Origin of the sequence: Pseudomaricurvus sp. (genome assembly GCF_965662505.1) — a bacterium.
In the GTDB taxonomy this organism is placed as follows: domain Bacteria; phylum Pseudomonadota; class Gammaproteobacteria; order Pseudomonadales; family Cellvibrionaceae; genus Pseudomaricurvus.
Genome location: NZ_CBFIHX010000005.1, coordinates 34,428 through 59,955, shown reverse-complemented (window position 1 = coordinate 59,955; position 25,528 = coordinate 34,428). Strand labels below are relative to the sequence as shown.

General features: G+C 52.7%; 25 protein-coding genes. 18 read left to right on the top strand and 7 right to left on the bottom strand.

Going from position 1 to position 25,528, the window contains the following annotated elements; translation table 11 throughout:
- On the bottom strand, positions 1 to 271 hold a 271-nt coding region (locus tag ACTG33_RS01435; RefSeq protein WP_439133385.1), incomplete at its 3' end, for an ATP-binding cassette domain-containing protein.
- 144 nt (positions 272 to 415) lie between these two features.
- Complete coding sequence (locus tag ACTG33_RS01430) at positions 416 to 1,027, bottom strand: glutathione S-transferase family protein (RefSeq protein WP_439133384.1); 612 nt, start codon at positions 1,025 to 1,027, stop codon at positions 416 to 418.
- A gap of 216 nt (positions 1,028 to 1,243) precedes the next feature.
- On the opposite strand from ACTG33_RS01430, the gene ACTG33_RS01425 reads away from it, so the two are divergent.
- From ACTG33_RS01425 to ACTG33_RS01415, 3 genes are all read left to right on the top strand, one after another.
- Positions 1,244 to 2,359, top strand: coding sequence for a phosphoserine transaminase (locus tag ACTG33_RS01425; RefSeq protein ID WP_439133383.1), 1,116 nt, complete (start codon positions 1,244 to 1,246; stop codon positions 2,357 to 2,359).
- A 233-nt stretch (positions 2,360 to 2,592) separates the two neighbouring features.
- Entirely contained in the window at positions 2,593 to 3,765 is a 1,173-nt protein-coding gene (locus tag ACTG33_RS01420) for a phosphoglycerate dehydrogenase (RefSeq protein ID WP_439133382.1), read from the top strand.
- A gap of 78 nt (positions 3,766 to 3,843) precedes the next feature.
- Positions 3,844 to 4,155: an NGG1p interacting factor NIF3 gene (locus ACTG33_RS01415; RefSeq protein WP_439133387.1), complete on the top strand. Its 312-nt coding sequence runs from the start codon at positions 3,844 to 3,846 to the stop codon at positions 4,153 to 4,155.
- A gap of 114 nt (positions 4,156 to 4,269) precedes the next feature.
- Here the strand turns inward: ACTG33_RS01415 and ACTG33_RS01410 are convergent, their stop codons facing one another.
- Both ACTG33_RS01410 and ACTG33_RS01405 read right to left on the bottom strand, forming a co-directional pair.
- The gene (locus ACTG33_RS01410; RefSeq protein ID WP_439133381.1) at positions 4,270 to 4,812 is read right to left on the bottom strand and encodes an NUDIX hydrolase; all 543 of its coding nucleotides are present in this window, start codon (positions 4,810 to 4,812) and stop codon (positions 4,270 to 4,272) included.
- Between the two features lie 113 nt (positions 4,813 to 4,925).
- Positions 4,926 to 5,315, bottom strand: a complete 390-nt coding sequence (locus ACTG33_RS01405; protein WP_439133380.1) for a DUF3135 domain-containing protein — start codon at positions 5,313 to 5,315, stop codon at positions 4,926 to 4,928.
- 353 nt (positions 5,316 to 5,668) lie between these two features.
- On the opposite strand from ACTG33_RS01405, the gene ACTG33_RS01400 reads away from it, so the two are divergent.
- From ACTG33_RS01400 to purT, 3 genes are all read left to right on the top strand, one after another.
- Positions 5,669 to 6,280, top strand: coding sequence for a CoA pyrophosphatase (locus ACTG33_RS01400; RefSeq protein WP_439133379.1), 612 nt, complete (start codon positions 5,669 to 5,671; stop codon positions 6,278 to 6,280).
- 98 nt (positions 6,281 to 6,378) lie between these two features.
- Positions 6,379 to 6,570 carry a DUF1289 domain-containing protein gene (locus ACTG33_RS01395; RefSeq protein ID WP_439133378.1) on the top strand — a complete coding sequence of 64 codons (192 nt, stop codon included), beginning with the start codon at positions 6,379 to 6,381 and terminating at the stop codon, positions 6,568 to 6,570.
- Positions 6,571 to 6,718: 148 nt separating this feature from the next.
- Entirely contained in the window at positions 6,719 to 7,900 is a 1,182-nt protein-coding gene (gene purT, locus ACTG33_RS01390) for a formate-dependent phosphoribosylglycinamide formyltransferase (RefSeq protein ID WP_439133377.1), read from the top strand.
- A gap of 8 nt (positions 7,901 to 7,908) precedes the next feature.
- On the opposite strand, the gene ACTG33_RS01385 is transcribed toward purT, so the two are convergent.
- Positions 7,909 to 9,174, bottom strand: coding sequence for an HlyC/CorC family transporter (locus ACTG33_RS01385; protein WP_439133376.1), 1,266 nt, complete (start codon positions 9,172 to 9,174; stop codon positions 7,909 to 7,911).
- A 153-nt stretch (positions 9,175 to 9,327) separates the two neighbouring features.
- Positions 9,328 to 10,101, bottom strand: coding sequence for a cytochrome C assembly family protein (locus tag ACTG33_RS01380; RefSeq protein WP_439133375.1), 774 nt, complete (start codon positions 10,099 to 10,101; stop codon positions 9,328 to 9,330).
- 319 nt (positions 10,102 to 10,420) lie between these two features.
- On the opposite strand from ACTG33_RS01380, the gene ffh reads away from it, so the two are divergent.
- From ffh to recJ, 10 genes are all read left to right on the top strand, one after another.
- A complete protein-coding gene (gene ffh / locus ACTG33_RS01375; protein ID WP_439133374.1) occupies positions 10,421 to 11,851 on the top strand; it encodes a signal recognition particle protein in 1,431 nt (476 codons plus the stop codon).
- A 278-nt stretch (positions 11,852 to 12,129) separates the two neighbouring features.
- Positions 12,130 to 12,381, top strand: a complete 252-nt coding sequence (rpsP, locus tag ACTG33_RS01370) for a 30S ribosomal protein S16 (protein ID WP_439133373.1) — start codon at positions 12,130 to 12,132, stop codon at positions 12,379 to 12,381.
- Positions 12,382 to 12,413: 32 nt separating this feature from the next.
- On the top strand, positions 12,414 to 12,968 hold the full coding sequence (gene rimM, locus ACTG33_RS01365; RefSeq protein ID WP_439133372.1) for a ribosome maturation factor RimM: 555 nt from the start codon (positions 12,414 to 12,416) through the stop codon (positions 12,966 to 12,968).
- Between the two features lie 70 nt (positions 12,969 to 13,038).
- The gene (trmD, locus tag ACTG33_RS01360; protein WP_439133371.1) at positions 13,039 to 13,824 is read left to right on the top strand and encodes a tRNA (guanosine(37)-N1)-methyltransferase TrmD; all 786 of its coding nucleotides are present in this window, start codon (positions 13,039 to 13,041) and stop codon (positions 13,822 to 13,824) included.
- 110 nt (positions 13,825 to 13,934) lie between these two features.
- Positions 13,935 to 14,294, top strand: a complete 360-nt coding sequence (gene rplS / locus ACTG33_RS01355) for a 50S ribosomal protein L19 (protein WP_439133370.1) — start codon at positions 13,935 to 13,937, stop codon at positions 14,292 to 14,294.
- Between the two features lie 243 nt (positions 14,295 to 14,537).
- Positions 14,538 to 15,440, top strand: a complete 903-nt coding sequence (gene xerD, locus ACTG33_RS01350; RefSeq protein ID WP_439133369.1) for a site-specific tyrosine recombinase XerD — start codon at positions 14,538 to 14,540, stop codon at positions 15,438 to 15,440.
- A 125-nt stretch (positions 15,441 to 15,565) separates the two neighbouring features.
- Complete coding sequence (locus tag ACTG33_RS01345; RefSeq protein WP_439133368.1) at positions 15,566 to 16,348, top strand: DsbC family protein; 783 nt, start codon at positions 15,566 to 15,568, stop codon at positions 16,346 to 16,348.
- Positions 16,349 to 16,727: 379 nt separating this feature from the next.
- Positions 16,728 to 18,032 (top strand): homoserine dehydrogenase, encoded by a 1,305-nt coding sequence (locus ACTG33_RS01340; protein WP_439133367.1) that lies wholly within the window; start codon positions 16,728 to 16,730, stop codon positions 18,030 to 18,032.
- Positions 18,033 to 18,107: 75 nt separating this feature from the next.
- The gene (thrC, locus tag ACTG33_RS01335) at positions 18,108 to 19,505 is read left to right on the top strand and encodes a threonine synthase (protein ID WP_439133366.1); all 1,398 of its coding nucleotides are present in this window, start codon (positions 18,108 to 18,110) and stop codon (positions 19,503 to 19,505) included.
- A gap of 100 nt (positions 19,506 to 19,605) precedes the next feature.
- Positions 19,606 to 21,345, top strand: coding sequence for a single-stranded-DNA-specific exonuclease RecJ (recJ, locus tag ACTG33_RS01330; protein ID WP_439133365.1), 1,740 nt, complete (start codon positions 19,606 to 19,608; stop codon positions 21,343 to 21,345).
- A 59-nt stretch (positions 21,346 to 21,404) separates the two neighbouring features.
- On the opposite strand, the gene ACTG33_RS01325 is transcribed toward recJ, so the two are convergent.
- Complete coding sequence (locus tag ACTG33_RS01325; protein ID WP_439133364.1) at positions 21,405 to 22,106, bottom strand: arylesterase; 702 nt, start codon at positions 22,104 to 22,106, stop codon at positions 21,405 to 21,407.
- Between the two features lie 181 nt (positions 22,107 to 22,287).
- On the opposite strand from ACTG33_RS01325, the gene ACTG33_RS01320 reads away from it, so the two are divergent.
- Positions 22,288 to 22,968: an ABC transporter ATP-binding protein gene (locus ACTG33_RS01320; RefSeq protein WP_439133363.1), complete on the top strand. Its 681-nt coding sequence runs from the start codon at positions 22,288 to 22,290 to the stop codon at positions 22,966 to 22,968.
- The gene (locus ACTG33_RS01315) at positions 22,968 to 25,469 is read left to right on the top strand and encodes an ABC transporter permease (protein WP_439133362.1); all 2,502 of its coding nucleotides are present in this window, start codon (positions 22,968 to 22,970) and stop codon (positions 25,467 to 25,469) included. Before ACTG33_RS01320 ends, ACTG33_RS01315 begins: the two co-directional genes overlap by 1 nt.
- Positions 25,470 to 25,528 lie beyond the last annotated feature (59 nt).

Here is a 25,528-nt window from a genome sequence, read left to right as displayed (position 1 = left end):
CTGTGTGTCCCATGATCACCGTATCAATGACGCTGTATTCTTCGAACGCGAACTGATCCTGGCTCAATTTGCCAATGCGCTCGTTCGGCGTGATGGAGACGCTGCCGGCACTGGGTGACAGGCTGCCGTCCAGGATTTTCATAAAGGTGGACTTGCCGCACCCATTGGCGCCGATCAGACCGTATCGGTTACCGTCGCCGAATTTGACGGAAATGTTTTCAAACAGCGGCTTTGCGCCAAATTGCATGGTGATATTTGCGGTAGAAATCAAAAGAAAATCCTGCGAGCTGGGGTGTAAGAAAGAGGGTGTTACTGAAAGGTGCGTACTATAGGGATTTGGTGCCGCTACGTCGAGTCAATTTGGTCGAAGTTTATACAATCGCGACCCGCAAAAGGCCGCGATTGTGGGGGGGAATCAGGCTTGGGCGCTGGGGCGACTGGAGACTTCCTGGTACCACCTCAGTAGATGCGGATGGTCCTCTCCGGCCTTGATTTTCACCACTCGGGCAAAGTCCAACGCGCAAATCAGGTTGATGTCCGCCACGCTGAAATAGTCACCGACCAGAAACTGGGAGGAGGCCAGATGCTCGTTGAGTTGTTTCATATAAGCCACGGCGTTTTTACCGGCTTCAGAGCCCCATTCAGGCACGGGTGTCATGCGGTCTTTGAAGTAACCGGAGGTGTGCTGAAAACACATGCCAATTTGCATCATGAAATAAAACTCTACCCGGCGCTGCCACATTTCAACCTGGGCTTTTTCCAGTGGCGTGCGACCCATCAAGGGTGGTTCTGGCTGGATTTCTTCAAAATAACGGCAGATAGCGAGGGTTTCGCCAATGCAGGTGCCATCGTCCAGCTCCAGAAACGGGATCTTGGTGGTGGGGTTCTTGGCGCGCATATCCTTGTTGAGGTTGTCGCCAGCCGCCAGGTCCACCTGAATATACTCGACGTCGGTGATGCCTTTCTCGGCCAGGAACATGCGGACGCGGCGGGGATTGGGGGCTGTATGGGTTTCGTAGAGTTTCATATGGGGCCTTTTGAGTGATTCAAGTTCTTATTGTTTAGTGGTTCAGGTTTCTTTGTAGTGGACTTCAGTTCAAGGGCTAAGGATAGCATCTCGGGCTGATCTTTCCCCACTGCACAGGGCCGACGAAAGCTGGCATAATCCGTCACCCGAATCATAAGTGTTCTCTATGGTCCGTGCCGAATCCTAGCCTAATTGAACGAGACAAGAGTAGAAGCTATGCAGCCTCAGGTAAAACCGAGTAATCCTAACTTTTCTTCTGGCCCCTGCAGCAAACGCCCCGGTTACGATGTGGCCGGTCTGGATTTGCGCACACTGGGTCGTTCCCACCGCTCTAGTCTGGGTAAAGAGGCGCTGGGTCAGGCCTGTTCTCAAACTGCTGAGTTGCTGGGGTTGCCTGAAGGCTACCGTGTAGGTGTGGTGCCGGCTTCAGATACCGGGGCTGTGGAAATGGCTCTCTGGTCGATGCTGGGTGCCCGTCCGGTGGATGTGGTGCACTGGGAGTCGTTTGGTTCCGGCTGGAACACCGACATCATCAAGCAGCTGAAGCTGGATAACGTAAATTCCCTGACTGCGGACTACGGCGTGTTGCCAGATCTTTCTCAGGTGGACTCTGCCCACGATGTGGTCTTCACCTGGAACGGTACCACCTCAGGTGTGAAAGTCCCCAATGCTGACTGGATTGCCGACGATCGCGAAGGTTTGACCATCTGTGATGCCACCTCTGCGGTCTTTGCCATGGAAATGCCATGGGAAAAGCTCGATGTGGTGACATTCTCCTGGCAGAAAGTGCTCGGTGGTGAAGGTGCTCACGGCATGTTAATCCTGAGCCCGCGCGCGGTTGAGCGTCTGGAAAACTACACTCCGGCCTGGCCACTGCCCAAGATCTTCCGCATGACCAAAGGCGGTAAGTTGATCGAAGGAATCTTCCGCGGTGAAACCATTAACACGCCTTCCATGTTGGCCGTTGCCGATTATCTGGACGCCCTGAACTGGATTGAGAGCATTGGCGGTGTGAAACAGGCCATTGCCCGTTCCGAGCAGAATCTGGCAGTGATTGCGGATTTTGTGGCTGCCAACGACTGGATTCACTTTCTGGCAAAAGAGCCGGAGACGCTCTCGAACACCAGTATTTGCCTGACGGTTGACGCCACCGCTGATCAAGTGAAGCAAATGGTCAAATTGCTGGATAAAGAAGGCGTAGCTTACGACATTGGTGCTTACCGCGATGCGCCCGATGGCCTGCGGATCTGGGGTGGTGCAACGGTTGAAAAATCCGATGTGGAAGCTTTGATGCCTTGGCTGAAATGGGCTTATGAGCAGGTCACTGCCTGATTGTTTAACGATGTAATCTTTCAAAGATGTAAGTTTTAAAGGATGTAAGTTTCTACGGATGTAAGTTTCTAAGAATGTAAGCTTCAAGAGATTTACATTGACAAGATTACAGAACACACGCTTCAACTGCGCCATAACACTATGGCGCGATAACAATAATGATGTGCAATGAGACAATCCCCCAGCGCGGCTTTTTTGCCCCGCTGGGACTCGTTGGCACGAGAGGAGGGAAGATGTTCAAAGTTAAAACCTATAACGCGATTTCAAACAAAGGACTGGATCGTTTGGATCGCAACTTTTATCAAGTCTCTGAGGGTTGTGAAGCTCCCGATGCTTATGTCCTGCGCAGTCACAAACTTCACGATGAACCCATTCCTGACAGTGTAAAAGCCATTGCCCGTGCGGGTGCCGGAGTGAATAACGTTCCGGTTGAGCAATGCACCGAGGCCGGTGTGGTGGTATTCAATACCCCGGGCGCTAATGCCAATGCAGTGAAAGAGCTGGTTCTGGCGGGGTTATTGCTGAGTTCTCGCAACATTACTGGCGGTATGAATTATGTGCAGTCACTGACAGACATGACTGACGCCGATGCCATGGGCAAACTGCTGGAAAAAGAGAAAAAGCGCTTTGCCGGTAACGAACTTTACGGCCGCACGCTGGGTGTTGTCGGGCTGGGAGCCATTGGTTCCATGGTGGCTGATATGGCGCTGGCCTTGGGTATGAACGTGGTTGGTTTTGATCCGGCCTTATCGGTGGAAGCCGCGTGGAAATTGCCCAGCCAGGTCGAAAAGATGGAAAGCCTGCAAGCGCTGTTGAGCTGTTCTGATTACGTGACCTTGCATGTGCCTGCTATTGCTCCCACCCGTCACATGATCAACAGTGAAGCCTTACAAGCCGTTAAGCAGGGCGCCGTACTGTTGAATTTTGCCCGTGAATCCATTGTCGATGCCGATGCCGTCGTGACCTCACTGGAAGCCAAACAGCTGGGCATGTACGTGTGCGATTTTCCGGAGCCTATCCTGTTGAATCGTGCAGATGTTCTGGCCATGCCGCACATTGGCGCCAGTACTGCGGAAGCTGAAGAGAACTGCGCGATCATGGCGGTGGATCAGGTGAAAGACTTCCTGGAAAGCGGCAATATTAAAAATTCGGTGAACTTCCCGCAGATCAATCTGCCACGCGCCGATGGTTACCGCATCACCTTTGTTAACGATAATGTCTCGGGTGTGCTGGGTAATGTGTTGTCGATCTTTACTGACAACAACATTAACGTGTTGGATATGATGAACAAAAGTCGCGAAAGCATTGCGTACAACATCATTGATGTCGAGCAGATGCCTTCTGAGTCGGTTATCTCGGCTATTCGTGAGATTGAGCATGTAACGTCCGTACGGGTATTGGGCTAATCGAACTTATCGGTCAGCCGAACAGTAAAACTGTTGCCGATGGGTTTCTAAGAGCGTTCTGAAATAGGAGGGTAGGTGATGTACAAGTTGTGTTTCTTCGTACCCCAGCCGCAATTAGACTCGGTCAAAGAAGCGTTGTTTGAAGCCGGGGCCGGAAAGATCGGCGATTACGACAGCTGCTGCTGGCAGGTGTTAGGGCAGGGGCAGTTTCGTCCTCTGCCTGGCAGTCAGCCCCATATCGGTCAGCATGGGCAGGTCGAAGTGGTGGATGAATATCGGGTCGAGATGGTGTGCTCTGATGAGAGTATTGCCGCTGCGGTGGCGGCACTGAAGCGAGCTCATCCATTCGAGGAGCCCGCTTACGACGTGATTCAGGTATTGGACTTTTAACGCGCTGTTATTTTTCGGCCTAACGCACTGCTAGGATTCAGTCTAACGCGTGGCTATCTTTCGGCCTAACGCGTCGCTATGTTCCGGCCACGACGCGTGGTTAGGTCTTAAAGATTACACTTTCTTGGGGCGGTATAGGGCTTCGCTGCGCAAGGGGAAGTGACCCTCTTTGCGGTCACTGAAGTAGTGCTGCAGGGTTTTCTTCATGACGGGGAAAGCCAGTTCTTCCCAGGGGATTTCGTCTTCGCTGAACAGCTCCACTTCGAGAGACTCGGGGCCAGGTCCAAAGTCCTGATTAATCAGCTCCCCTTTAAATATCATGTACACCTGATTGATTTGGGGCAGGCTGAAAATTGTGTACAGGCTGTCCAGCTCCATGGTTGCCCGCGCTTCTTCCCACGTTTCCCGCAGTGCGCCTTCCTCGACACTTTCACCATTTTCCATAAACCCGGCTGGCAGCGTCCATAAACCATAGCGCGGTTCGATGGCTCGTTTGCACAGCAGAACTTTGTCTCCGTACACGGGCAGGCTGCCGGCAATGATGTTGGGATTGCGGTAGTGGATGGTTTCGCATTCGATACAGACGTGACGTTCGCGGTCATCGCCTTCAGGAATGGTGATAGAAACATTGGCGCCGCAACTGCTGCAAAACTTCATTGTAACTCCCGGTGCATTGTAGACCGAACCATTATAGGGGAGTCTGTGAGATCGTGCGATATTCGCGGCGCTAACGTTTCTCTGAGCCTGAAATCTCTGAGGCTGAAATTTTTTTAGGGGTGTGCGGGAAAATGCAGCACCTTGGCGCTGTGAGGAGCGTGTTCTGCCTGATTTGTTTGCTCTGTGGCGGATTGTGTGTCGACAGAGCCATTTGTCAGGTCTGAGGCGGAGTTAAGGGCGGTCTGCAATTGGGCAAAGGAATCGTGCATCATCTGGCTGATTTTGATGCAGCTGCCCAGAGGGCTGTCGTGCAGTGAGCGCTGTGCATCTACCTGAAACTGCAATCCGCGGAGACGGTGTCGGAGGTACTCCGGCGCTTCATTGATGACATTGTCGATTTGCTGACTGCGATAGGCTTCAAACGCTTGGGGATCGCTTTGTGCGAGCTCTGCCAGCTCATCAAAGGACAGGTGAGGCGTGCTGGATTGTGAGTGCTCTGCCATCTTGTCGATTCCTTCTGTTTGATCCCTGTGTCTTGGCTCATTAGCCTAGTGCCTGACCGCGATGTCTTGCTTCTTGCTTAACTTACTTGCTTGGTTACTGACTTACTTTCTTGTTTTTGTGCCGAAACAAAACCTTGCGCGCCAATCTGACTGAAAAACAGTCTATCACGCGACAATAGGTAATCGATATGCCGTTCACTAGACGAATTTCTTATAATAAGAGCTTCGTCTCATGACGTCAGGTAATTGTTTTTTAATTCCGCGAGAGGTGATGAGTATTTCCAGGGTTCCCTAGACCTGAGCGGTAAAGTTGGTTAGTTTGAGGGGATTGAAATAAAGATTGGTTGAAAATAATGATAGAGCGCCTGCGTTTGTATTTAGAGGCATCCTCTTACGAACTCCCCCCTTTAAGTGAGTTGCCAGATCCTGCGGCGGTACTGATTGCCATCACGGATCATCCAGATGAACCGGAAGTGATCCTGACTCGCCGCGCGGCCCATCTTAATAACCACAGCGGAGAGGTGTCTCTGCCTGGCGGGAAGTGGGAGACTCAGGATCAAAACCTGCAGGAAACTGCATTACGGGAAACCGAGGAAGAAATTGGTTTGCCGCCGGAGAAGGTTGAAGTGCTGGGTGGTTTGCCGGTGTTTCAAACCTGGAAAGGCATCAACGTGGCGCCGTTTGTGGGGGTGATTCCCCAGGGGCTGACCTTTACTCCTAATTATGATGAGCTGGACGCTATTTTTCAGGTGCCGTTGAAGTTCTTTATGGAAGACCGTCGTGTGCGTACTGATGTTTTTCAGCGAGAGATTGGTCATCTGTGGTCTCCTGCCTACGATTTTGAAGGTTATGAAATCTGGGGCTTTACCGCCCGGTTATTGGTGAACCTTCTCAATGACGTGTATGAGCTTGAGATTCAGAAGGATAATCCCGCGCCAATCAGGGATTGGTCGCAAGAGAGTTGAGCGGGAGCTGGCAGCAGGGCGGCTCTGTCGAAGGTTAGAAATCAAGGGTCGTTTGGGCTACAATCGCGCCTCCTTCAGAGTCCCCCGAAAGCTGCGGTATGAGTGATATAGAAAAACCGGTCAAATCCCCTTGTATACACGTCTGCGCGCTGAATGAAGAAGATGTCTGCGTGGGTTGTCACCGTACCGGTCAGGAAATCACCCGCTGGGGTCGTTACAGCAACGATGAGCGGCGCGAAGTGCTGAAACTCTCTATTGAGAGAGCCCGCAAAACCAATCCTTTCCTCTAGCGCTTTACCTTCTATAATTCTGAGCATTAACGAATTCGCCTTTCGAGACTGCTGAACAGCTCTCTGTCAGTGGTTCGGACTCTATCCTCGGCGATTCGGTACCAACTACCTTCATCACAGAACGACAGCTTTTAACAGGATGACAGCTATGCCTACGATCGGTACTCCTTTCTCTTCCACGGCCACCAAGGTCATGCTGTGTGGCTCAGGCGAGCTGGGCAAGGAAGTCGCTATTGAATTGCAGCGTCTGGGCGTTGAAGTCATAGCCTGTGATCGCTACGACAATGCCCCGGCGATGCAGGTGGCAGATCGCAGCTATTCGTTGTCCATGCTGGATGGCGCTGCTCTGCGGCAGGTCATTGAAATGGAGAAGCCGGATTATATCGTGCCGGAGATTGAGGCAATCGCCACGGGCACTCTGGTTGAGCTGGAGTCTGAAGGTTATAACGTGGTGCCGACGGCGCGCGCGACGCAGTTGACGATGAATCGTGAAGGCATTCGTCGATTGGCCGCGGAAGAGTTACAGCTGCCTACATCGCCTTATGAGTTCTGCGACAACTTTGAGGATTTCTCCGCAGCCATTGAGCGCATCGGTTGTCCCTGTGTGGTCAAACCTATTATGAGTTCATCCGGCAAGGGCCAGAGTGTGGTTAAGTCAGCCGATGATGTTGAGTCTGCCTGGCAGTACGCACAGGAAGGTGGGCGTGCGGGAGCGGGCAAGGTGATTGTTGAAGGGTTTGTGGATTTCGATTATGAAATCACCTTGCTCACCGTGCGCCACAAAGACGGCACCAGCTTCTGTGAACCGATTGGGCATCGTCAGGAGGATGGCGATTATCAAGAGTCCTGGCAGCCTCAGGCCATGTCAGTGGCGGCGCGCCAGGCATCGGAAGATGTTGCACGCAAAGTGACTGAAGCGTTGGGCGGCTGGGGGCTGTTTGGCGTTGAGCTGTTTATCAAAGGCGATAACGTCTATTTCAGCGAAGTGTCTCCACGCCCTCACGATACGGGACTGGTAACGCTGATTTCACAGGACTTGTCGGAATTTGCCCTGCATGCGCGTGCGATTCTGGGGTTGCCGATCCCCAACATTTGTCTGCACGGCGCCTCGGCGTCGGCCGTGATTTTGGTGGAAGGTGAATCGACTAACCCGGCCTTTGGTAATTTGGCGGAAGCACTGTCGCAGCCGGACACCAGCCTGAAGCTGTTCGGTAAGCCGGAAGTCACTGGCAAGCGCCGTATGGGAGTGGCGCTGGCTCGTGGTGAATCCGTAGAAGAGGCTAAGGCGAAGGCCGTAGTCGCGGCTAAAGCGGTGACGGTGGAGTTGTAAATTATTGATCAGATCGCTTTGACGCGAGCGCTTTCAATCATTTTATCCGAGAGCGCAGCCGTCTCTATTTTGTATTGACCAATCTTGATGCCGGTATGCCCGGACGGAATGTTCTGCAGCTCTTCCACGATCAAACCATTTAGGGTTTTGGGGCCGTCTGTTGGCAGTTCCCAGGTCAGATGACGGTTGATATCGCGGATGGAAGTGCCACCCTCGATCAGATACCAGTCGTCGTCCAGTGGAGAAATCTCGGGATTTTCGTCCTCCGCCAGATTGGTGGTAAATTCACCGACGATCTCCTCCAGCAGGTCCTCCATGGTGACAATCCCCTGAACATCCCCGTATTCATCGACCACAATCGCCATGCGACGCTTTTGTTGCTGAAAGTGCATCAATTGGGTGTGTAGCGGGGTTCCCTCGGGAATAAAGTAAGGGTCGCGAGTAAAGCGGCGAATCGCTTCGTGAGTCACTGAGGTGTTGTCGCCGTGGATAAAGCGGGCGGCGTTGCGCAGGTGCAGCAGGCCGACGATGTTGTTGATATCCCCTTCGTAAACCGGCAGGCGTGTGTATTCGGCTGTGCGGATACGCTTCATGATCGTTGAGATATCGCTTTCCAGATCGATACCGTAGACCTCGTTGCGCGGGATCATAATGTCTTCCACGGTGGCTTTTTCCAGATCCAGTACATTCAGCAGAATGCCCTGGTGCTGATCGGGAATCAGGTCGCCGTGTTCATCCACCGCGGTGCGCAGCTCGTCCGGGTTCAGTTGTTCGCTGGTGCTGGCTTTGCTGGGATCAACCCCAAATACCTTGGCCAGTCGGTTGGAGACTTTGTTGACCAGCCAAACCAGTGGGTAGAGCAGGGTCAGCAGGGGTTTAAGTATCAGGCTGGCCGGAAAGGCTACGTTTTCAGGGTGTAGGGCGGCAATCGTCTTGGGGGTTACTTCCGAGCAGATCAGGATCACAATGGTCAGGATAACAGGCATCACGGCCAGTCCGATCTCACCGTACAGGCGAGAGGCAATCACGGTGGCAATGACCGTTGCAAAGATATTGACCAGATTGTTGCCGATCAAAATCACACCGATCAGGCGATCGGGGCGCGCCAGCAAATCCGAGGCACGAATGGCCCCCTTATGCCCTTTTTTGGCGAGGTGTTTTAGCCGGTAACGGTTTAGAGACATCATGCCCGTTTCGGAGCTGGAAAAGAAACCGGAGAGCAGTATCAGAATGGCCAGTATCCCAAACAGGAGGCCAAGGGGAGCGTCGTTCAAAGAGGGTGGAGCCTATATCGCCAAACAGATTTCGCGTATCTTGGCCCAGAAGTAGAGTGGGTGCAACCGTTTCTTGCATTGCCGGGACTCCTGCAAGGGGAGCCTTAGTGCAGTAAGGGCTGCAGGCAATTCTGCGAGGGCGGATTTCCGCCTCTAGTGAAGGAGGAATTCAAGGACGAATTTACTGCCAAAATACGCCAGCATCAGCGCCGTGAAGCCCCCCAGAGCCCATCGGATTGCCATAAAGCCTCTCCAGCCTCGCACCGTATGCCCCCACAGCAGGATGGCGTAGATGCACCAGGCGAGGATCGACAGCGCTGTCTTGTGTACCAGGTGTTGTGCAAACAGATCTTCAATAAAAATAAAGCCGGTGACAATGGAGAGTGTCAACAGGATCTCTCCGGCCCAGAGTATTTCAAAGAACAGGGCCTCCATCGTTTGCAGGGGAGGTAGCAGGCGAATAGGGCCACTGGGGTGCTTGTGTTTAAGCTGATAATTTTGATAAGCCAATAACACAGCTTGCAGGGTGGCAATGATCAGCAGGCTGTAGGCGAGAAGTGAAAGCAGGATGTGGGTAATCATTTCGCCGTTTACTTGAGTCACCAGACTTTGGTCGTGACTGACGACAGCCAACAGTAGCGCCACGGCGGATATCGGGAAGAGAAAGACAAACAGCGTATGCAATGGTTTTTTCAGGCCGCTGACCAGCACCAGTAAATTGATGACCCAGAAGGTGAGGGCGATGACATTAAACAAGCCCAGATTCAGTCCCTGTGAGTGAAACAGCATGGGGTAAAGTGCCAACGCGTGAAGCGCCAGTGCTGTGACAGCAAAAGCAGTGATCCACTGATGAGTGGCGCTGCGCTGCTGAAGAATCGAAGTGATTAAGTAAGCCGCACCGCACAGATAAAGTGCAATAGCTGCCATGCTTGTTGCTATGTGGGTGATGATGGTCATATGCGTGGATTTTGCTTGGTCGTGATTGTGCGATAGCTCTGGGCAGTGGTACTGCATGAGACTTTTTTCTGTGTAACGCAGTGTGTCACAGCGTTTCTATAAATAGAAGACATAAATGGAAGCCATTATCATTGGTGCTGGTTATTGCAGCAGTCAGTATGTCAGAGGGTTGTGCTGCCATCCGTCGCAAATCAGGTTTTCCAGAGCGAACACACGGAAGCAACTGATGGAAAAATTGGGTATACTGCCGGTTTTACGGACTCAGTCAGCGAAACGGTTGTGATTCACCATGTTTGAGAACTTACAGGATCGTTTGTCCCGTACCCTGAAAAAGGTTACCGGCAAAGCCAAACTCACCGATGCCAATATCAAAGACACCCTGCGCGAAGTGCGCAAGGCGTTGCTGGAGGCGGACGTCTCCTTGCCAGTGGTTAAGGCATTTATTGAAAGTGTCAGAAAGCGCGCTGTCGGCCAGGAAGTTTCGCGTGCGCTGAATCCTGGGCAGCAGTTTATCAAGATTGTTGAGAGTGAAATGGTCGCCATGATGGGCGAGGCCAATGAAACTCTCAATCTGGCGGTTAAGCCGCCCGCCGTTGTCATGATGGCGGGTCTGCAAGGTGCGGGTAAAACCACCTCTGTGGCGAAACTGGCCAAGTATCTGAAAGAGCGTGAAAAGAAGAAAGTGGTTGTCGTGTCGGCGGATATCTACCGTCCTGCGGCAATCAAGCAGCTGGAAACATTGGCTGGCGAGGTCGGTGCTGATTTCTTCCCGTCCACTCCGGATCAAAAACCGGTGGATATCGCCAATGGCGCGATCATGCACGCCCGCAAGCACTACGCTGATGTTGTCATTGTGGATACCGCCGGCCGTTTGCACGTCGATGACGAGTTGATGAATGAGATCAAAGAACTCAACGCGGCGATTGATCCCGCGGAAACTTTGTTCGTCATCGACGCCATGATCGGTCAGGATGCGGTTAATACCGCCAAAGCGTTCAATGACGCATTGCCGCTGACCGGTGTGATTCTGACCAAGGCTGATGGCGATGCCCGCGGTGGTGCCGCCCTGTCAGTGCGCCATGTTACTGGCAAGCCAATCAAATTCCTTGGGATGGGTGAGAAAGTCGATGCACTTGAGCCTTTCCATCCGGACCGAATTGCCTCCCGTATCCTGGGTATGGGTGACTTGCTCTCTCTGATCGAAGAGGCAGAGCGGAACATCGACAAAACCAAAGCTGAAAAGCTGGTTAAAAAGGTGTCCTCGGGTAAGAAGTTTGATCTGGAAGATCTGCGGGATCAGTTGCAGCAAATGCAGAATATGGGCGGTATGACGTCCATGCTGGAAAAGCTGCCAGGTATGGGCAATATGGCTCAGCTTGCCGAGCAAAATAACATGACCAAGCAATTCAAGGTTATGGAAGTGATTATTGATTCCATGACGCCAGCTGAGCGCTCCAATCCCGATCTCTTGAACGGCTCGCGCAAGCGTCGTATCACCATGGGTTCCGGCACTCAGATTCAGGATCTCAATCGTTTGCTCAAGCAGCATAAGCAGATGGCGAAGATGATGAAGAAGATGAAGGGTGGCGGCATGGCCAAAATGATGCGCGGTATGGGCGGCATGATGGGCGGTGGTGGTGGTGGAATGCCTCCTGGTGGAATGCCTCCCGGCGGTGGTTTACCCGGTGGCGGTGGCGGCCTGCCTCCTGGCTTTAAGTGATTGTTTTTACAGGGAATATTTGTCTCTGACAAACCTCTTTTTGGTTTGATTTCGCAGCGTTGGCGCCTCTTTGGGGGCCGGCGCTGCTGAAACTTCAAACATCCGAGGTCAAACCTCTATACATCTCCATCTCTTTCCCTTAGAATATCGCGCCTTTCGTAGGCTGAGCCTGCGTATTGCCGATTTATTTAACGGTTTTTTATTTGACCCGTTTTTGTTGTGTGACTGCGTTGCCGAAAGGCAGTGCGCTAAATTTGATTAATAGGAAGTAGACTTACATGGTAAGCATTCGTCTATCTCGTGGCGGCTCCAAGAAGCGTCCATTTTACCACTTGAACGTAACCGACAGCCGTAGCTCACGTAACGGTCGTTACATCGAGCGCGTTGGTTTCTTTAACCCAGTGGCCCAAGGCCAGGAAGAGCGTCTGCGTATCGATAACGAGCGCATTGCTTATTGGGTAGCTCAAGGTGCTCAGTGCTCCGAGCGTGTAGCCAAGCTGCTGAAAGAGCAGGAACAAGCTGCTGCTTAATTAGCCAGTAATTATTGTAATGTGCGAACTTTATGACTGATCAGAAGAATAGCAACCGCAGTTCAAATCTGGTCAATGTCGGGCGCATTACAACGGTTTTCGGTGTTAAAGGGTGGGTGAAAATCCATTCAGAGACCGAACCGATGGAGAATATTTTCTCCTACAGCCCTTGGTGGTTAAAAACCCGCCACGGCGTCAAATCCGTTGAGGTTGAAGATTATCGTCCTCATGGCAAAGGTCTGGTGGCTCTGATTAAAGGGGTCGACGACCGGGATAAGGCGCAAGAACTCTGTCAGGTGACTATTGCGATAGAACGTGGACAGATGGCGGAGCTGGACGCTGGTGAGTACTACTGGCATCAGCTGGAAGGGTTGGCTGTAATGACTGAGTTTGAAGGGCAGGTCAGCCGCTTGGGAATTGTCTCTCGTATGTTGGAAACCGGTGCGAATGATGTGCTGGTGGTCAAAGGCGACAGTGACAGTCTCGATGAAAAAGAGCGCTTGATTCCCTACATTCCGGGTCAATTTGTGAAAGCGGTTGATCTGGACGCAGGTGAAATGCGAGTGGACTGGGATCCGGAATTTTAGTGTCGGGTTCGGTTTCTCATAAGACGCCAGCGTGCAAACCATTTTCCAGAACAGCGGGAGAGCAGCAGACGTGACGAGTGGTTCGAAACGCATTGCTGTAGTAACACTGTTCCCCGAGATGTTTGCGGCCATCAGTGATTACGGTATCACCAGTCGAGCGATTAAGCAGGGACTGGTTGAGCTGGAGATGTGGAATCCCCGGCAATTTACCAAAGATCGTCATCAAACGGTGGACGATCGACCCTACGGCGGTGGTCCGGGTATGCTGATGATGATTCAGCCACTCCGGGAAGCCATAGCCGAAGCCCGTGCCTGGGCCGATTGCCGTGAAGACGGTGGTGCAGGTTGTAAGGTGGTTTATCTGTCGCCTCAGGGCAGACAGCTGGATCAGCAGGGTGCCATTGAGTTGGCAGAAGGGCAAAATCTGGTGCTAATCGCCGGCCGCTATGAAGGCATTGATGAACGCCTGATTGAGTTGGAGGTGGACGAAGAATGGTCCATTGGTGATTACGTACTGAGTGGCGGCGAGCTTGCTGCAATGGTTTTGATAGACAGCGTGACCCGGCTATTGCCAGGCGCACTGGGGCATGCACAATCCGCAGAGCAGGATTCCTTCACGGATGGTTTGCTGGATTGCCCACATTATACGCGGCCTGAAGTTTTTGAAGGACGCGAGGTTCCGGAAGTGCTTTTATCCGGCAACCACGAAAAAATCCGGCGCTGGCGATTACAGCAGGCGTTGGGCAGAACCTGGCAACGACGCCCGGATCTGTTAGAGAAATTAGATCTGACCGCTGAGCAAAATACTTTGCTGGAAAGTTTCCAGCAAGATTTGGACAGCGATCGGGACGTTTAACCGGGGAACTTACGGTCGGTCTAACCTGATACAGAATACCCTGTACAGGAGCCAACTATCGTTCCTCATATAGCTGTGAAGCTACACTACTGACTCTAAAGGAGCAGACCATGAGCAACAAACTTATCCAGGAACTGGAAAACGAACAACTGAAAAAAGACCTGCCGGATTTTTCCCCAGGTGACACTGTTGTTGTCCAGGTTAAAGTAAAAGAAGGTACCCGTGAGCGTCTGCAGGCGTTTGAAGGTGTAGTGATCGGCGTTCGCAGCCGTGGTCTGAACTCTGCTTTTACTGTACGTAAAATTTCACACGGTATCGGTGTTGAGCGTACTTTCCAGACTCACAGCCCGCTGATTGACAGTGTTGCTGTTAAGCGTCGCGGTGACGTTCGTCAGGCCAAGTTGTACTACTTGCGCAACCTGACTGGCCGTGCAGCACGTATTAAAGAAAAGCTGTCTGCTAAATCTTAAGTTCTTCTTAAGGTTAGTACTAAAAACGGCGTACCTTCGGGACGCCGTTTTTTTGTGCCTGTTATTTTTTGCTTATCGCTTTGTTCACCTGATGCAGGCCTGGACAGGGTGAAGTGAATTCTTCTGTGCCTTTAGTGATGAATTGGTTAGTGTAGAGCCATGACTGACTCGAATAAGAAAATCGACAACCCTGAAAATCCTGCAGCTCTATCAGAAAGGGCTGGCGGGAGATCAACTGAAACTGTGAACGCTGTTGATCAGCAGCTCATTGAGCGATATCTGGATGCGGTCTGGATGGAGCGAGGGCTGAGTGATAGCACCTTGTCTTCCTACGCTCAGGATTTGAAACTGTTTGCTCGCTGGAGTGGTGAGCGGGTCGAGTCTCTACTTAAGGTTGATGACATTCGTTTGCGTGAGTATCTGGGGTACAGGTTGGAAGTGCAGAAGTCTTCGGCCCGCTCGACGGCCAGATTTTTATCCTGTTGTCGCGGGTTTTATGCCTATTTTTTGCGTGAGGGTCAGATAAGCGAAGATCCTACGGCGCTGGTTGAAAGTCCTAAGCAGGGGCGGCCATTGCCCAAATCTCTGACGGAGACGGATGTTGAGGCGTTGTTGGGAGCTCCTGATGTTGAGGATCCCATTGGTTTGCGTGACCGTACCATGCTGGAAGTGCTCTACGCCTGCGGTTTGCGAGTCAGCGAGCTGGTGGGTCTGGCGTTGGGTGATGTGAACCTGCGTCAGGGGGTAGTGCGAGTCATGGGGAAGGGTGGCAAGGAGCGTCTGGTGCCGATGGGGGATGAAGCCGCTCAGTGGCTGGTCCGCTACGTTAAGGAAGCCAGGCCGCAGTTGCTGAAGCAGCAACACTCATCGGATGTGGTGTTTCCCAGTACCCGCGGCAAGCAGATGACCCGTCAGACCTTTTGGCACAGAATTAAGCATTGGGCGCTGGTGGCGGATATCCATAAAGAGATCTCGCCCCATACGCTGCGCCACGCGTTTGCGACGCATTTAATCAATCACGGGGCGGACTTGCGGGTGGTACAGTTGCTGCTCGGACACAGTGATTTGTCCACTACGCAAATATATACTCATGTCGCTATTGAGAGGATGAAGTCGTTGCACAGTGAGCACCACCCGAGAGCTTAAGCAGATGGGAAAAGTCTCTTTATGGGTCTCAAAATGCACATGGGTTGTGTATTTGGGAACTGAGCCTTGATAAAGGGTTCCAAGAGCAGGATATGATAGAGTGTCTTGCCGCATAGGTTGGGCAGATGAAAAAACGATCAATGGACAGAGGTTTGGGAATGCAACAAATGTTGAAAGCGATGTTGTGCGCATGTGCACTTACCGTTGGATTGAGTGTTCAGGCAGATACCGCAGATGTCGTGCCGCAAGAGGTCTCCAGTGCGATTCTGGAAAAATTACAGAATGCCCGGCCGGATTTTGCTTACGGTGCCGTAACCCAAAGCCCGCTGGAAGGTGTTTATCAGGTTCAGATACAGGGTGGTCCTCTGGTTTATGTCAGTGCCAGTGGCGATTATGTCCTGACCGGTACTCTGTTGGGGGTTACGGCTGACGGATTTGTGGATGTACAGGAGTTAGCATTACAGCCTGTACGCAAGGCGAAGCTGGATGAGGTCGAGGCTAAAGACGAAATTGTCTTCCCTGCTGAAGGCAAGCGTAAGGCCTATGTCTATGTATTTACGGACGTCGATTGCGGGTACTGTCGCAAGCTCCATCAGGAAGTGCCGGAAATGAATGCTAAAGGCATTGAGGTTCGTTATTTGGCTTATCCTCGGGCGGGTATTGGCTCACCCTCCTACAAGAAAATAGCGGCCGCCTGGTGCGCGAAAGATCCAGCTGAAGCCCTGACGCGTTTGAAAAACGGCCTGCCTTCCGGTGCTGAATACTGTGAAGATAACCCTGTGGCCAGCCAGTTTAATCTGGGTGGTGAATTGGGGGTTCGTGGTACTCCAGCGATTATTCTGGAAGATGGCAAAATGCTGCCTGGTTATGTGACTGCTGCTGAGCTCGAAGGTATGCTCGGGTTGTGATGAGGTTTTCCCTGCATTTACTGAAATAACTTGCTCCACAGGCTCTAACATGGGTTTTAGCCCTTCCACTCTTCATGAGTTCTGCTCATCGGAATTCTGGGTGGAGGGTTGCAGCCCGGTTCCTCTCTCGTAATTCTTCATTCGAACTCCATTGTTCAGCATTCGTATCCCGCCAGTTGTCGGGTTACGGGCTGAATCTCGTCAAACCCTCGGCCCCAGCGGGCTAAAGAGCCCAAACACGCTTGAATTGATTGACAGCGCATGGGGTGGCCAGTAATGTTCCCCCTTTTGTTTTCAGGGCAGAATCTTTCGATTCGTGGCTTCTGGAAAATTCACCCAGTGCTTAATAACTGAGCGCTCGCAAATTGAGGTATACACGTTGAAACCGGTAAGAATAGGTCTATGTGGGTTGGGCACCGTGGGTAGCGGTACCTTTAATGTATTGACACGCAATGCGCGTGAAATCAGCGCCCGTGCCGGTACCGACATTATTATTGAGCAGGTGGGGTGTCGTCGTGACAACCCTGCCTGTGACACCTCTGGTATCAATGTCACCCGCGATATCTTCGATGTGGTTCGCAATCCGGATGTGGATGTGGTTGTGGAGCTGATCGGTGGAACCACCGTTGCCAAAGAGTTGGTCGAAGAAGCTATCGAAAATGGTAAGCATATTGTCACTGCCAATAAGGCATTGATTGCCGAGTTTGGTAATGAGTTGTTTGCCAAAGCTGAAGCCAAGGGCGTTACCATTTCCTTCGAGGCCGCTGTTGCGGGTGGAATTCCGATCATTAAAGCCCTGCGTGAAGGCTTGAGCGGTAACAAAATTGAGTGGCTGGCGGGCATCATTAACGGTACTGGCAACTTTATCCTCACCGAGATGAAGGATAAGGGGCGTGATTTTGCTGAAGTCTTGAAAGAAGCGCAGAAACTGGGCTACGCCGAGGCGGATCCGACGTTTGATGTGGAAGGCATCGATGCGGCGCACAAGTTGGTGATTCTGGCCTCAATTGCCTTCGGTATGCCATTACAGTTCGACAAGATCTTTACCGATGGCATCAGCTCCATTGAGACTCAGGATCTGAACTATGCCGACTCACTGGGCTATCGTATCAAGCACTTGGGTATTGCCCGTCAAACGGAAGAGGGCGTTGAGCTGCGTGTGCATCCGACATTGATCCCGGCCAAACGCCTGATCGCCAACGTCAATGGCGTGATGAATGCGGTGGTTGTGAAGGGTGATGCTGTGGGTGCGACCTTGTATTACGGAGCTGGTGCCGGTGCCGAACCTACCGCTTCTGCGGTCGTGGCTGATTTGGTGGATCTGGTTCGCAGTTTCTCTGCACCTACCGAGAACAAAGTGGCTCACCTGGGCTTTGCCGCAGACTCTCTGAGGGATTTGCCGATTCTGCCTATTTCCGAGGTGACCACCGCCTATTATCTGCGTATGACCGCTGAAGATCGCCCCGGGGTGCTGAATCAGGTGACGCAAATTTTGAGTGATTCCGGCATCAGTATTGAAGCGGTTATCCAGAAGCAGCCTGAAGAAGGGCTCAACACGGTACCTCTGGTGCTGTTGACTAATCGGGCAGTAGAGAAGCGTTTGCTGGAAGCGATTGGCAGCATTGAGTGCCTGGATGCGATTCAAGGCGAGATTACTCATATTCGGGTAGAATCTCTGGGCTAAAATTTAGAATAACTGGCTAATTAAGCCGTTCATTCGCTGTCATAAGCAGCAGTAATAACCAAGTTTGAGGTTATCGTGAAATATATTAGTACTCGCGGCGAAGCGCCCGCGCTGTCATTTGAAGACGTTGTGTTAACCGGTCTGGCGCCAGATGGCGGTTTGTATGTGCCAGAGAATCTGCCCAAATTTTCTCAGGAAGAAATCGCTTCCTGGGCAGGGTTGAGCTATCAGGAGCTGGCGTTTAAGGTCATCGCGCCATTCGTCGCCGGTGAAGTGCCGGATGCCGAGCTGAAAAAGATCATTGATGAGTCCTACTCCACGTTTCGTCACGATGCGATTGCACCGTTGGTACAGACGGGTCATAACGAATGGATTCTGGAATTGTTCCAGGGGCCGACGCTGGCGTTTAAAGACTTTGCACTGCAGTTTTTGGGCAACCTGCTGGATTACATTCTCAAGAAGCGTGATCAGAAAGTTGTGGTTATGGGTGCGACTTCCGGTGATACCGGTTCTGCGGCGATCGAAGGCTGCCGTCATTGCGACAACATCGATATCTTTATTCTGCACCCGAACAAGCGTGTGTCTGACGTACAGCGCAAGCAAATGACTACAGTGCTGGAAAAGAACGTTCACAACATCGCGTTGGAAGGTAACTTTGACGATTGTCAAAACATGGTCAAAGCCAGCTTTGGCGACCAATCCTTCCTGCCGGAAGATCGACAGTTGGTGGCGGTAAACTCCATCAACTGGGCGCGTATCATGGCGCAGATCGTCTATTACTTCTACGCGGGTTTGGCTCTGGGTGCGCCTGCGCGTCCGGTGTCTTTCTCAGTACCTACCGGTAACTTCGGTGATATCTTTGCGGGTTATTTGGCCAAGCAAATGGGACTGCCAATTGACCAGCTGGTTATTGCGACCAATGCCAACGATATCCTGCATCGCTGCATCAGTGAAAACGATCATACCAAGAAAGATCTGATTCACTCGCTGTCGCCGAGTATGGACATTATGGTATCCAGCAACTTCGAGCGTCTGCTGTTTGATCTCTACGGTCGTGAAGGCAGCTCCATTAAACAGTTGATGGAAGATTTCAAATCCGGATCCATGTCGCTGAGTGAAGACGCTTTGAGCACGGCTCGTGAGTTGTTCACGTCTTACCGTCTGGATGATGATGAGATGATGGAAGTGATTCGCGAAGTCTTCGATCACACAGAGTATCTAATGGATCCACACACTGCGATCGGTGTACAGGCCGCGCGCAAGACCCGTCGCCGTCAGGATATTCCTATGGTGTGTTTGTCGACAGCGCATCCGGCGAAATTCCCTGAAGCGGTACGTAAGGCCGGTCAGACGGACGATCCAGCTTTGCCTCATCACATGGCAGATTTGTTTGATCGCGAAGAGCGTTTTGAAGTGTTGGATAACGACATGGCGACTGTGCAAAAACACATAGCGGCGAACGTTCGAGCGTAATCTGAATGGTTGTCGTGTTCGCAAAAGCCCGCCATTGGCGGGCTTTTTTATTGGTATCGATTGCGTATGATAAATCGAGTCCAGATATTTTCGGAGAGCTATGAACCCTAAAATTACCCGCCGCGCTGCGTCCGAGTGGTCGTCGTCCTGGCCCGACACTTTGCATCCGCGCCTACAGCCGATTTACGCAAATCGAGGTGTAAGCTCGGTAGCTGAAATGGAGCGATCGCTGCAGGCCATGTTGCGCCCACAGCATCTAAAAGGGCTGGATACCGCTGTGGCGCGTTTGGTAAAGGCCATTACGGAGCAGGAGTCACTGCTGATCGTCGGTGACTTTGACGCCGATGGTGCCACCAGTTGTGCTGTGGGTATGTTGGCGTTGCGGGATATGGGGGCAGCCAGTGTTCAGTATCTGGTCCCTAACCGATTTGAGTTTGGTTACGGCTTAACACCGGAAATTGTGGAAGTGGCAAAAGGCTACAAGCCCGATCTGATCATCACGGTGGATAACGGCATTTCTTCCATTGAGGGAGTGGCGGCATCGAAAGAGGCGGGCATTGGTGTGTTGGTGACGGATCATCACCTGCCGGGTAAGACGTTGCCGGACGCAGAAGCGATCGTAAATCCCAATCAGCCCGGCTGTGATTTTCCCAGTAAAAACCTGGCCGGAGTAGGGGTGATCTTTTACCTCATGAGTGCACTCCGTTCCGCTCTGAGAGAAGTGGATTGGTTTGCCCGCAAGGGCATACCGGAGCCCAATATGGGTAATTATCTGGATCTTGTAGCTCTGGGAACCGTTGCCGATGTGGTACCGCTGGACAGCAATAACCGCATTCTTGTACATCAGGGCTTGCAGCGTATCCGCAGCGGCCGTGCTCGCCCCGGTATTCTGGCGCTGCTGGATGTGGCAGGGCGACAGCGTCACAGGCTGGTGGCGTCGGACCTGGGTTTTACGGTGGGGCCACGTTTAAATGCCGCGGGCCGACTGGATGATATGTCTCTGGGTATCGAGTGTCTGTTGTGCGACAGCCCTGATCTGGCTCGTGAGATGGCTATCGAGCTGGACGATCTGAACAAGGATCGTCGCTCGATTGAGGCAGGAATGCAGCAGGAGGCACTCAAGACTCTTGAGTCAGTGACCATCAATGACAGCGAAGACATGCCCTGGGGGCTATGCCTTTACGATGGGCAGTGGCATCAGGGGGTCATTGGTATTCTGGCCTCCCGCATTAAAGAGCGCTTTCACCGTCCGGTGATTGCTTTTGCTGATGCCAATGAGGAAGAGATTAAAGGCTCGGCGCGCTCCATTCCCGGGTTGCATATCCGGGACGCTCTGGATGCTGTTGCCAGTGCTAATCCGGGCCTGTTAACCAAGTTTGGCGGCCATGCGATGGCGGCGGGTATGAGTTTGAAGAAAAGTGATTTCCCGCGTTTTCAAAAGGCGTTCGATGAAGTGGTTCGTCAGAGCCTGACGCTGGACGATTTACAGGCTGAGATTTTATCCGACGGTGAGCTGGCCACTGACGAATTCAGTCTACCGCTGGCCCACACTCTCAGAGAGGCAGGCCCCTGGGGGCAGCACTTTCCGGAACCGGTATTTGACGGCGAGTTTTACCTGGTTCAGCAGCGAATCGTCGGTGAAAAACATTTGAAACTGGTGTTGGCGGTTGACGAGGCCCGCCAGCAGCTGGTGGACGCTATTGCGTTCAATATCGATGTGAAAGAGTGGCCGAATCACAGTGCGGAGAAAATCAGACTGGCTTATCGCTTGGATGTGAATGAGTTTCGGGGGCGGGAGTCAGTACAGTTGATGGCGGTCTATCTGGAAGCCATCAACTGATTGTTGTGGGTGAGAGCAGTTTGTTGTGGGTGAGAGCAGTGTGGGTTAGTGCTGCCAGCTCAGCTGCATTGATCGGCAGTCAGGAGCTTTTCCAATGATGGCCAGACATTATCCAGCATTTGCGGCTGGCCTTCTTCTGTGGGGTGGATGCCATCATTTTGCATCAGCTCGGGATTCACTGCCACGCCATCCAGTAAGAAGGGTACCAGCGCCACCTGATTCTTCGACGCGAGTTTAGGATAAGCTTCGCTGAATAACCGGCTGTAACGAGGGCCGTAATTGGGCGGGATCTGCATACCGACGAGCAGCACCTGAGCGTTATGCTGAGAACTCAGAGTGATGGCTTTTTGCAGGTTTTTACGCAGGGTGGGAATTGGGTAACCGCGTAAGCCGTCATTACCGCCCAGTTCAATAATCACCAGAGCCGGTTGGTGGTTCTTCAGCAGGGCGGGTAGACGTCCTGCGCCACCACCGCTGGTTTCACCGCTGATGCTGGCGTTCACCACCTCACGATTGATGTCCTCCTGGTTCAGGCGTTCCCTCAGCAGCTCAACCCAACCCTCTCTTTCATCGATACCGTGCGCTGCGCTTAGGCTGTCCCCGAGCACCAGAATTTTGCCGCCGCTACGTTCGCTATTCGGTGCGCAGGCAGGCTCCGCCGTGCTGGTGCCAACGATTCCCGCACACAGCCACAGGCCGATAATCAGGCGCAGGGTGAAGGTCATGTACTGGCGGAGTGTGTTGGTTCTTAGGTATTCCATTGGGTAAGTGGTGTCCATTGATGGCGGAAAAGGGTTATACCAGCGTTATATGCTAACACTGGCTGCTTCTCAGAGTCCCGAATCAGGGTAAAGTTCTGTGAAAATCTTGGACACTGACACCGCCCCCCATCAACATTAGAGTCAACAACCCTTCAATCTTATAGCGACAACCGGAATTGATATGCTGGAAGCCCAAACCCTGTCCAAACAGGTAACCACCGCCGCAGGCACACTGACGATACTCAACGAGGTATCCCTGTGCGTCAAAGCCGGTGACAGCCTGGCGATCACGGGGTCTTCCGGCTCAGGCAAATCGACCTTATTAGGGATTCTGGCGGGGCTGGATGAGCCCAGCAGTGGCCGTGTGAAGCTTCATCAGCATGATATGACAGCTCTTAATGAGGAGCGCCGTGCACGGGTGAGGGCAGATCATGTAGGTTTCGTGTTTCAGTCTTTCCAGCTGTTGCCGGGGCTTACCGCTCTGGAGAATGTGATGATGCCTCTGGAGCTGCACGGCGTAGCCAACGCCAAAGGCAAAGCGGAATTCTTTCTGACCCGAGTCGGCCTGAACGACCGTCTGCATCATTACCCGAAACAGCTTTCCGGCGGTGAGCAGCAGCGGGTAGCCATTGCCCGGGCCTTTGCCAGTGAGCCTGATATCTTGTTTGCAGACGAGCCTACCGGCAATCTGGATTCGGAAACCGGTGCTCACGTCATCGATCTCTTGTTCGAGCTGAACCGCGAGCAGGGCACGACTCTGGTGCTGGTCACCCATGAGCAGCGTTTAGCCGAACATTGTCGTCAGCGCATTCGCCTCGAAGGCGGCAAGGTGGTAGAGCGAAAGCCGTGTGAGGCAGCCTGATGCTTTCTTCACGGTTACTGGCGCTACGTCTGCTGTGGCGCAACTGGCGCAGTGGTGAAGTTCGGATTCTGGCCGGCGCACTGGTGTTGGCTGTTGCTGTTGTATCCTGCATTTCTGTTTTTACCGATCGATTAGAGTCCGCGCTGACGGCTCAGAGCCATACGTTTCTGGGCGCGGATCGGGTTGTGCGAAGTAGCCGGCCTATCCCGTCCGATTGGCAAGTCCTTGCCGATAAATACCAATTGCGCACCGCCTCCAAAACCCAGTTTGCCTCTATGGTGTTTGCCGGGGACGAGATGCACCTGGCTGCCGTAAAGGCCGTTACCGACGCCTATCCTTTGGTGGGTGAATTGACCGTCAGTCAGCAGCCATTTGCCACCGACAAAGCACAGATAACCGTTGCTGAAGGCGGCCCTCCTGCAGGAGAGGCGTGGGTAGATTCACGCTTATTACCGCTGTTGAAAATTCAGTTGGGCGATGAAATCGTTGTGGGTGAAAAACCACTGACAGCGACGAAAGTCATTGTCGACGAACCGGACCGTGGTAGCAGTTTTAGCGCCTATGGTGCACGGCTGTTAATGAATGATGCTGATTTGGCAGCCACGAATGTGATTCAGCCCGGCAGCCGCATCAGTTACGGCTGGCTGGTCGCCGGTACCGAGAGCAACCTGGAATCAATGTTGACCGAGTTAACTCCGCGACTGACGTCCCATGAAAAGATTGTGGATGTCGAGTCTGCTCAGCGTGGATTGGCTCGCACACTGGACACATCCCGCAAGTTTTTAATGCTATCGGCGATGATCAGCGTTTTGCTGGCTGGGGTAGCAATTGCCATTGCGGCTCGTCGTTTTGCCAACCGCCATGTGGATCAGGTGGCGTTGATGAAAAGTCTGGGGGCGGGGTGCAGCTCTATTCGCCAGCTATATGGCATTCAGTTACTGGTGCTGGGCGTTTTGTCGTCGGCGATCGGACTGGGGTTGGGATTGATTCTGCAGCAGGTGATTGCTTCTGGTGTCTCCTCAATCTTGCCCGTGGCGCTTGCGGCACCGCGCTGGACGTCGATGTTGCCGGGAGTTCTCACCGGACTGGTTTGTTTGCTGTTTTTTGTCGCGCCGCCCATGTGGCATCTGCCGACGATACCACCGCTGAAGATATTGCGCCGGGAACTGGCGGTCAACAGTGTGCATTTTTACTGGCAGGCCCTGTTGGGACTGTTGGCCATGGTGGTTCTGGTGGCAGCCTTCAGCCGTGACTGGTGGCTCAGTAGCAGCATTATCTTAGCGATGCTGGCGCTACTCATGCTGGTTGCGGTTTTTGCCACGGTTTTACTGGGGCTCGGGCAGAAGCTGGGGCGAGGAGCCGGCAGTATCTGGCGTCTGGCATTGGCCAGTTTGCAGCGCAACTCACGTCAAAGTGTGGTGCAGATGATGGTGTTTGCTCTGGCGCTGATGCTGTTATTGAGCCTGACTAGCTTGAGAACCAGTTTGCTGCAGGACTGGAAACTGCAATTACCCCCTGAAACCCCGAACCATTTCTTGCTCAATATCTCTCCGGCTGAATCAACAGAAGTTGCCCAGTTGATGGAGCAGCAGAACCTGAACGTTCAGCATCTGTTCCCGATGGTTAGGGCACGACTGACGCAGATCAATGGTGAAGAGCCGTCGGATGAGATCCGCAAGCAGGCAGAAATGCTGCGTCGTGAGATCAATCTCAGCTGGTCGGAGCATTTAAATTCTGACAATACAGTCATTGCCGGAGAGTGGTGGGATCAGTGGCGCGAACCGGGTATTGCCGGCGTCTCAGTAGAAGCCGAAGCAGCCAGTGATCTGGGCCTGGAGTTGGGAGATGACCTGACGTTTGATATTGGTGGTTTGCCGCTGGAAGCTCGTGTGGCGAGCATTCGTACACTGAAATGGGATTCCATGAACCCCAATTTCTATTTTCTGTTGTCCCCCGGCGCACTGGACGAGTTCTCGCCCACCTACTTGACCAGTATCTATCTACCGCCAGAGAAAAAGCAGTTTATTAACCAGTTGCTCGGCCGCTTCCCAACGGTGGTGGTCATCGAAATGGATCGTGTGATCGCCCAGATTCAGACCATTGTGGCTCAGGTCAGTACCGGTGTAGAGCTGATGTTGGGACTGGTCTTGCTGGGTGGCTTTTTTGTGATGTGGGCTGCGGTAGGGTCCAGTATGGACGACCGTATGCAGGAAGCCGCATTGCTGCGTGCCTTGGGCAGTAGCCGTCACCGTTTGTTGGGCAGCTTGTGGGTTGAGTTTGCTTTGCTGGGATTGTTTTCCGGCATCATGGCGGCGGCGGGCTCTGAGATTCTGCTGCTGTCGATTCAGTACTGGGTGCTGGATATGCCCTTAAGCTTCCACTGGGGTATCTGGGTGTGGGGGATTCTTGGATCGTCGCTATTGGTCGGCACCCTGGGTGTTATTTCCTGTCGCAAGGTTGTCAGTACACCGCCGGGTTTGATGTTGCGCGAGTTGGCGTAAAAGCTGGACGTTTAGAGGTGGAGATTTAGAGCTGGACGTTTAGAGGTGGAGATTTAGAG

Coding starts and splice junctions, on each gene's coding strand:
- rpsP (WP_439133373.1), top strand. CDS start 12,130: ATGGTAAGCATTCGTCTATCTCGTGGCGGCTCCAAGAAGCGTCCATTT.
- ACTG33_RS01380 (WP_439133375.1), bottom strand. CDS start 10,101: ATGGCAGCTATTGCACTTTATCTGTGCGGTGCGGCTTACTTAATCACT.
- ACTG33_RS01315 (WP_439133362.1), top strand. CDS start 22,968: ATGCTTTCTTCACGGTTACTGGCGCTACGTCTGCTGTGGCGCAACTGG.
- ACTG33_RS01320 (WP_439133363.1), top strand. CDS start 22,288: ATGCTGGAAGCCCAAACCCTGTCCAAACAGGTAACCACCGCCGCAGGC.
- ACTG33_RS01395 (WP_439133378.1), top strand. CDS start 6,379: ATGAGTGATATAGAAAAACCGGTCAAATCCCCTTGTATACACGTCTGC.
- rimM (WP_439133372.1), top strand. CDS start 12,414: ATGACTGATCAGAAGAATAGCAACCGCAGTTCAAATCTGGTCAATGTC.
- ACTG33_RS01430 (WP_439133384.1), bottom strand. CDS start 1,027: ATGAAACTCTACGAAACCCATACAGCCCCCAATCCCCGCCGCGTCCGC.
- ACTG33_RS01325 (WP_439133364.1), bottom strand. CDS start 22,106: ATGGAATACCTAAGAACCAACACACTCCGCCAGTACATGACCTTCACC.
- ACTG33_RS01405 (WP_439133380.1), bottom strand. CDS start 5,315: ATGGCAGAGCACTCACAATCCAGCACGCCTCACCTGTCCTTTGATGAG.
- ACTG33_RS01345 (WP_439133368.1), top strand. CDS start 15,566: ATGAAAAAACGATCAATGGACAGAGGTTTGGGAATGCAACAAATGTTG.
- ACTG33_RS01410 (WP_439133381.1), bottom strand. CDS start 4,812: ATGAAGTTTTGCAGCAGTTGCGGCGCCAATGTTTCTATCACCATTCCT.
- purT (WP_439133377.1), top strand. CDS start 6,719: ATGCCTACGATCGGTACTCCTTTCTCTTCCACGGCCACCAAGGTCATG.
- ACTG33_RS01425 (WP_439133383.1), top strand. CDS start 1,244: ATGCAGCCTCAGGTAAAACCGAGTAATCCTAACTTTTCTTCTGGCCCC.
- recJ (WP_439133365.1), top strand. CDS start 19,606: ATGAACCCTAAAATTACCCGCCGCGCTGCGTCCGAGTGGTCGTCGTCC.
- ACTG33_RS01400 (WP_439133379.1), top strand. CDS start 5,669: ATGATAGAGCGCCTGCGTTTGTATTTAGAGGCATCCTCTTACGAACTC.
- ffh (WP_439133374.1), top strand. CDS start 10,421: ATGTTTGAGAACTTACAGGATCGTTTGTCCCGTACCCTGAAAAAGGTT.
- ACTG33_RS01415 (WP_439133387.1), top strand. CDS start 3,844: ATGTACAAGTTGTGTTTCTTCGTACCCCAGCCGCAATTAGACTCGGTC.
- rplS (WP_439133370.1), top strand. CDS start 13,935: ATGAGCAACAAACTTATCCAGGAACTGGAAAACGAACAACTGAAAAAA.
- ACTG33_RS01420 (WP_439133382.1), top strand. CDS start 2,593: ATGTTCAAAGTTAAAACCTATAACGCGATTTCAAACAAAGGACTGGAT.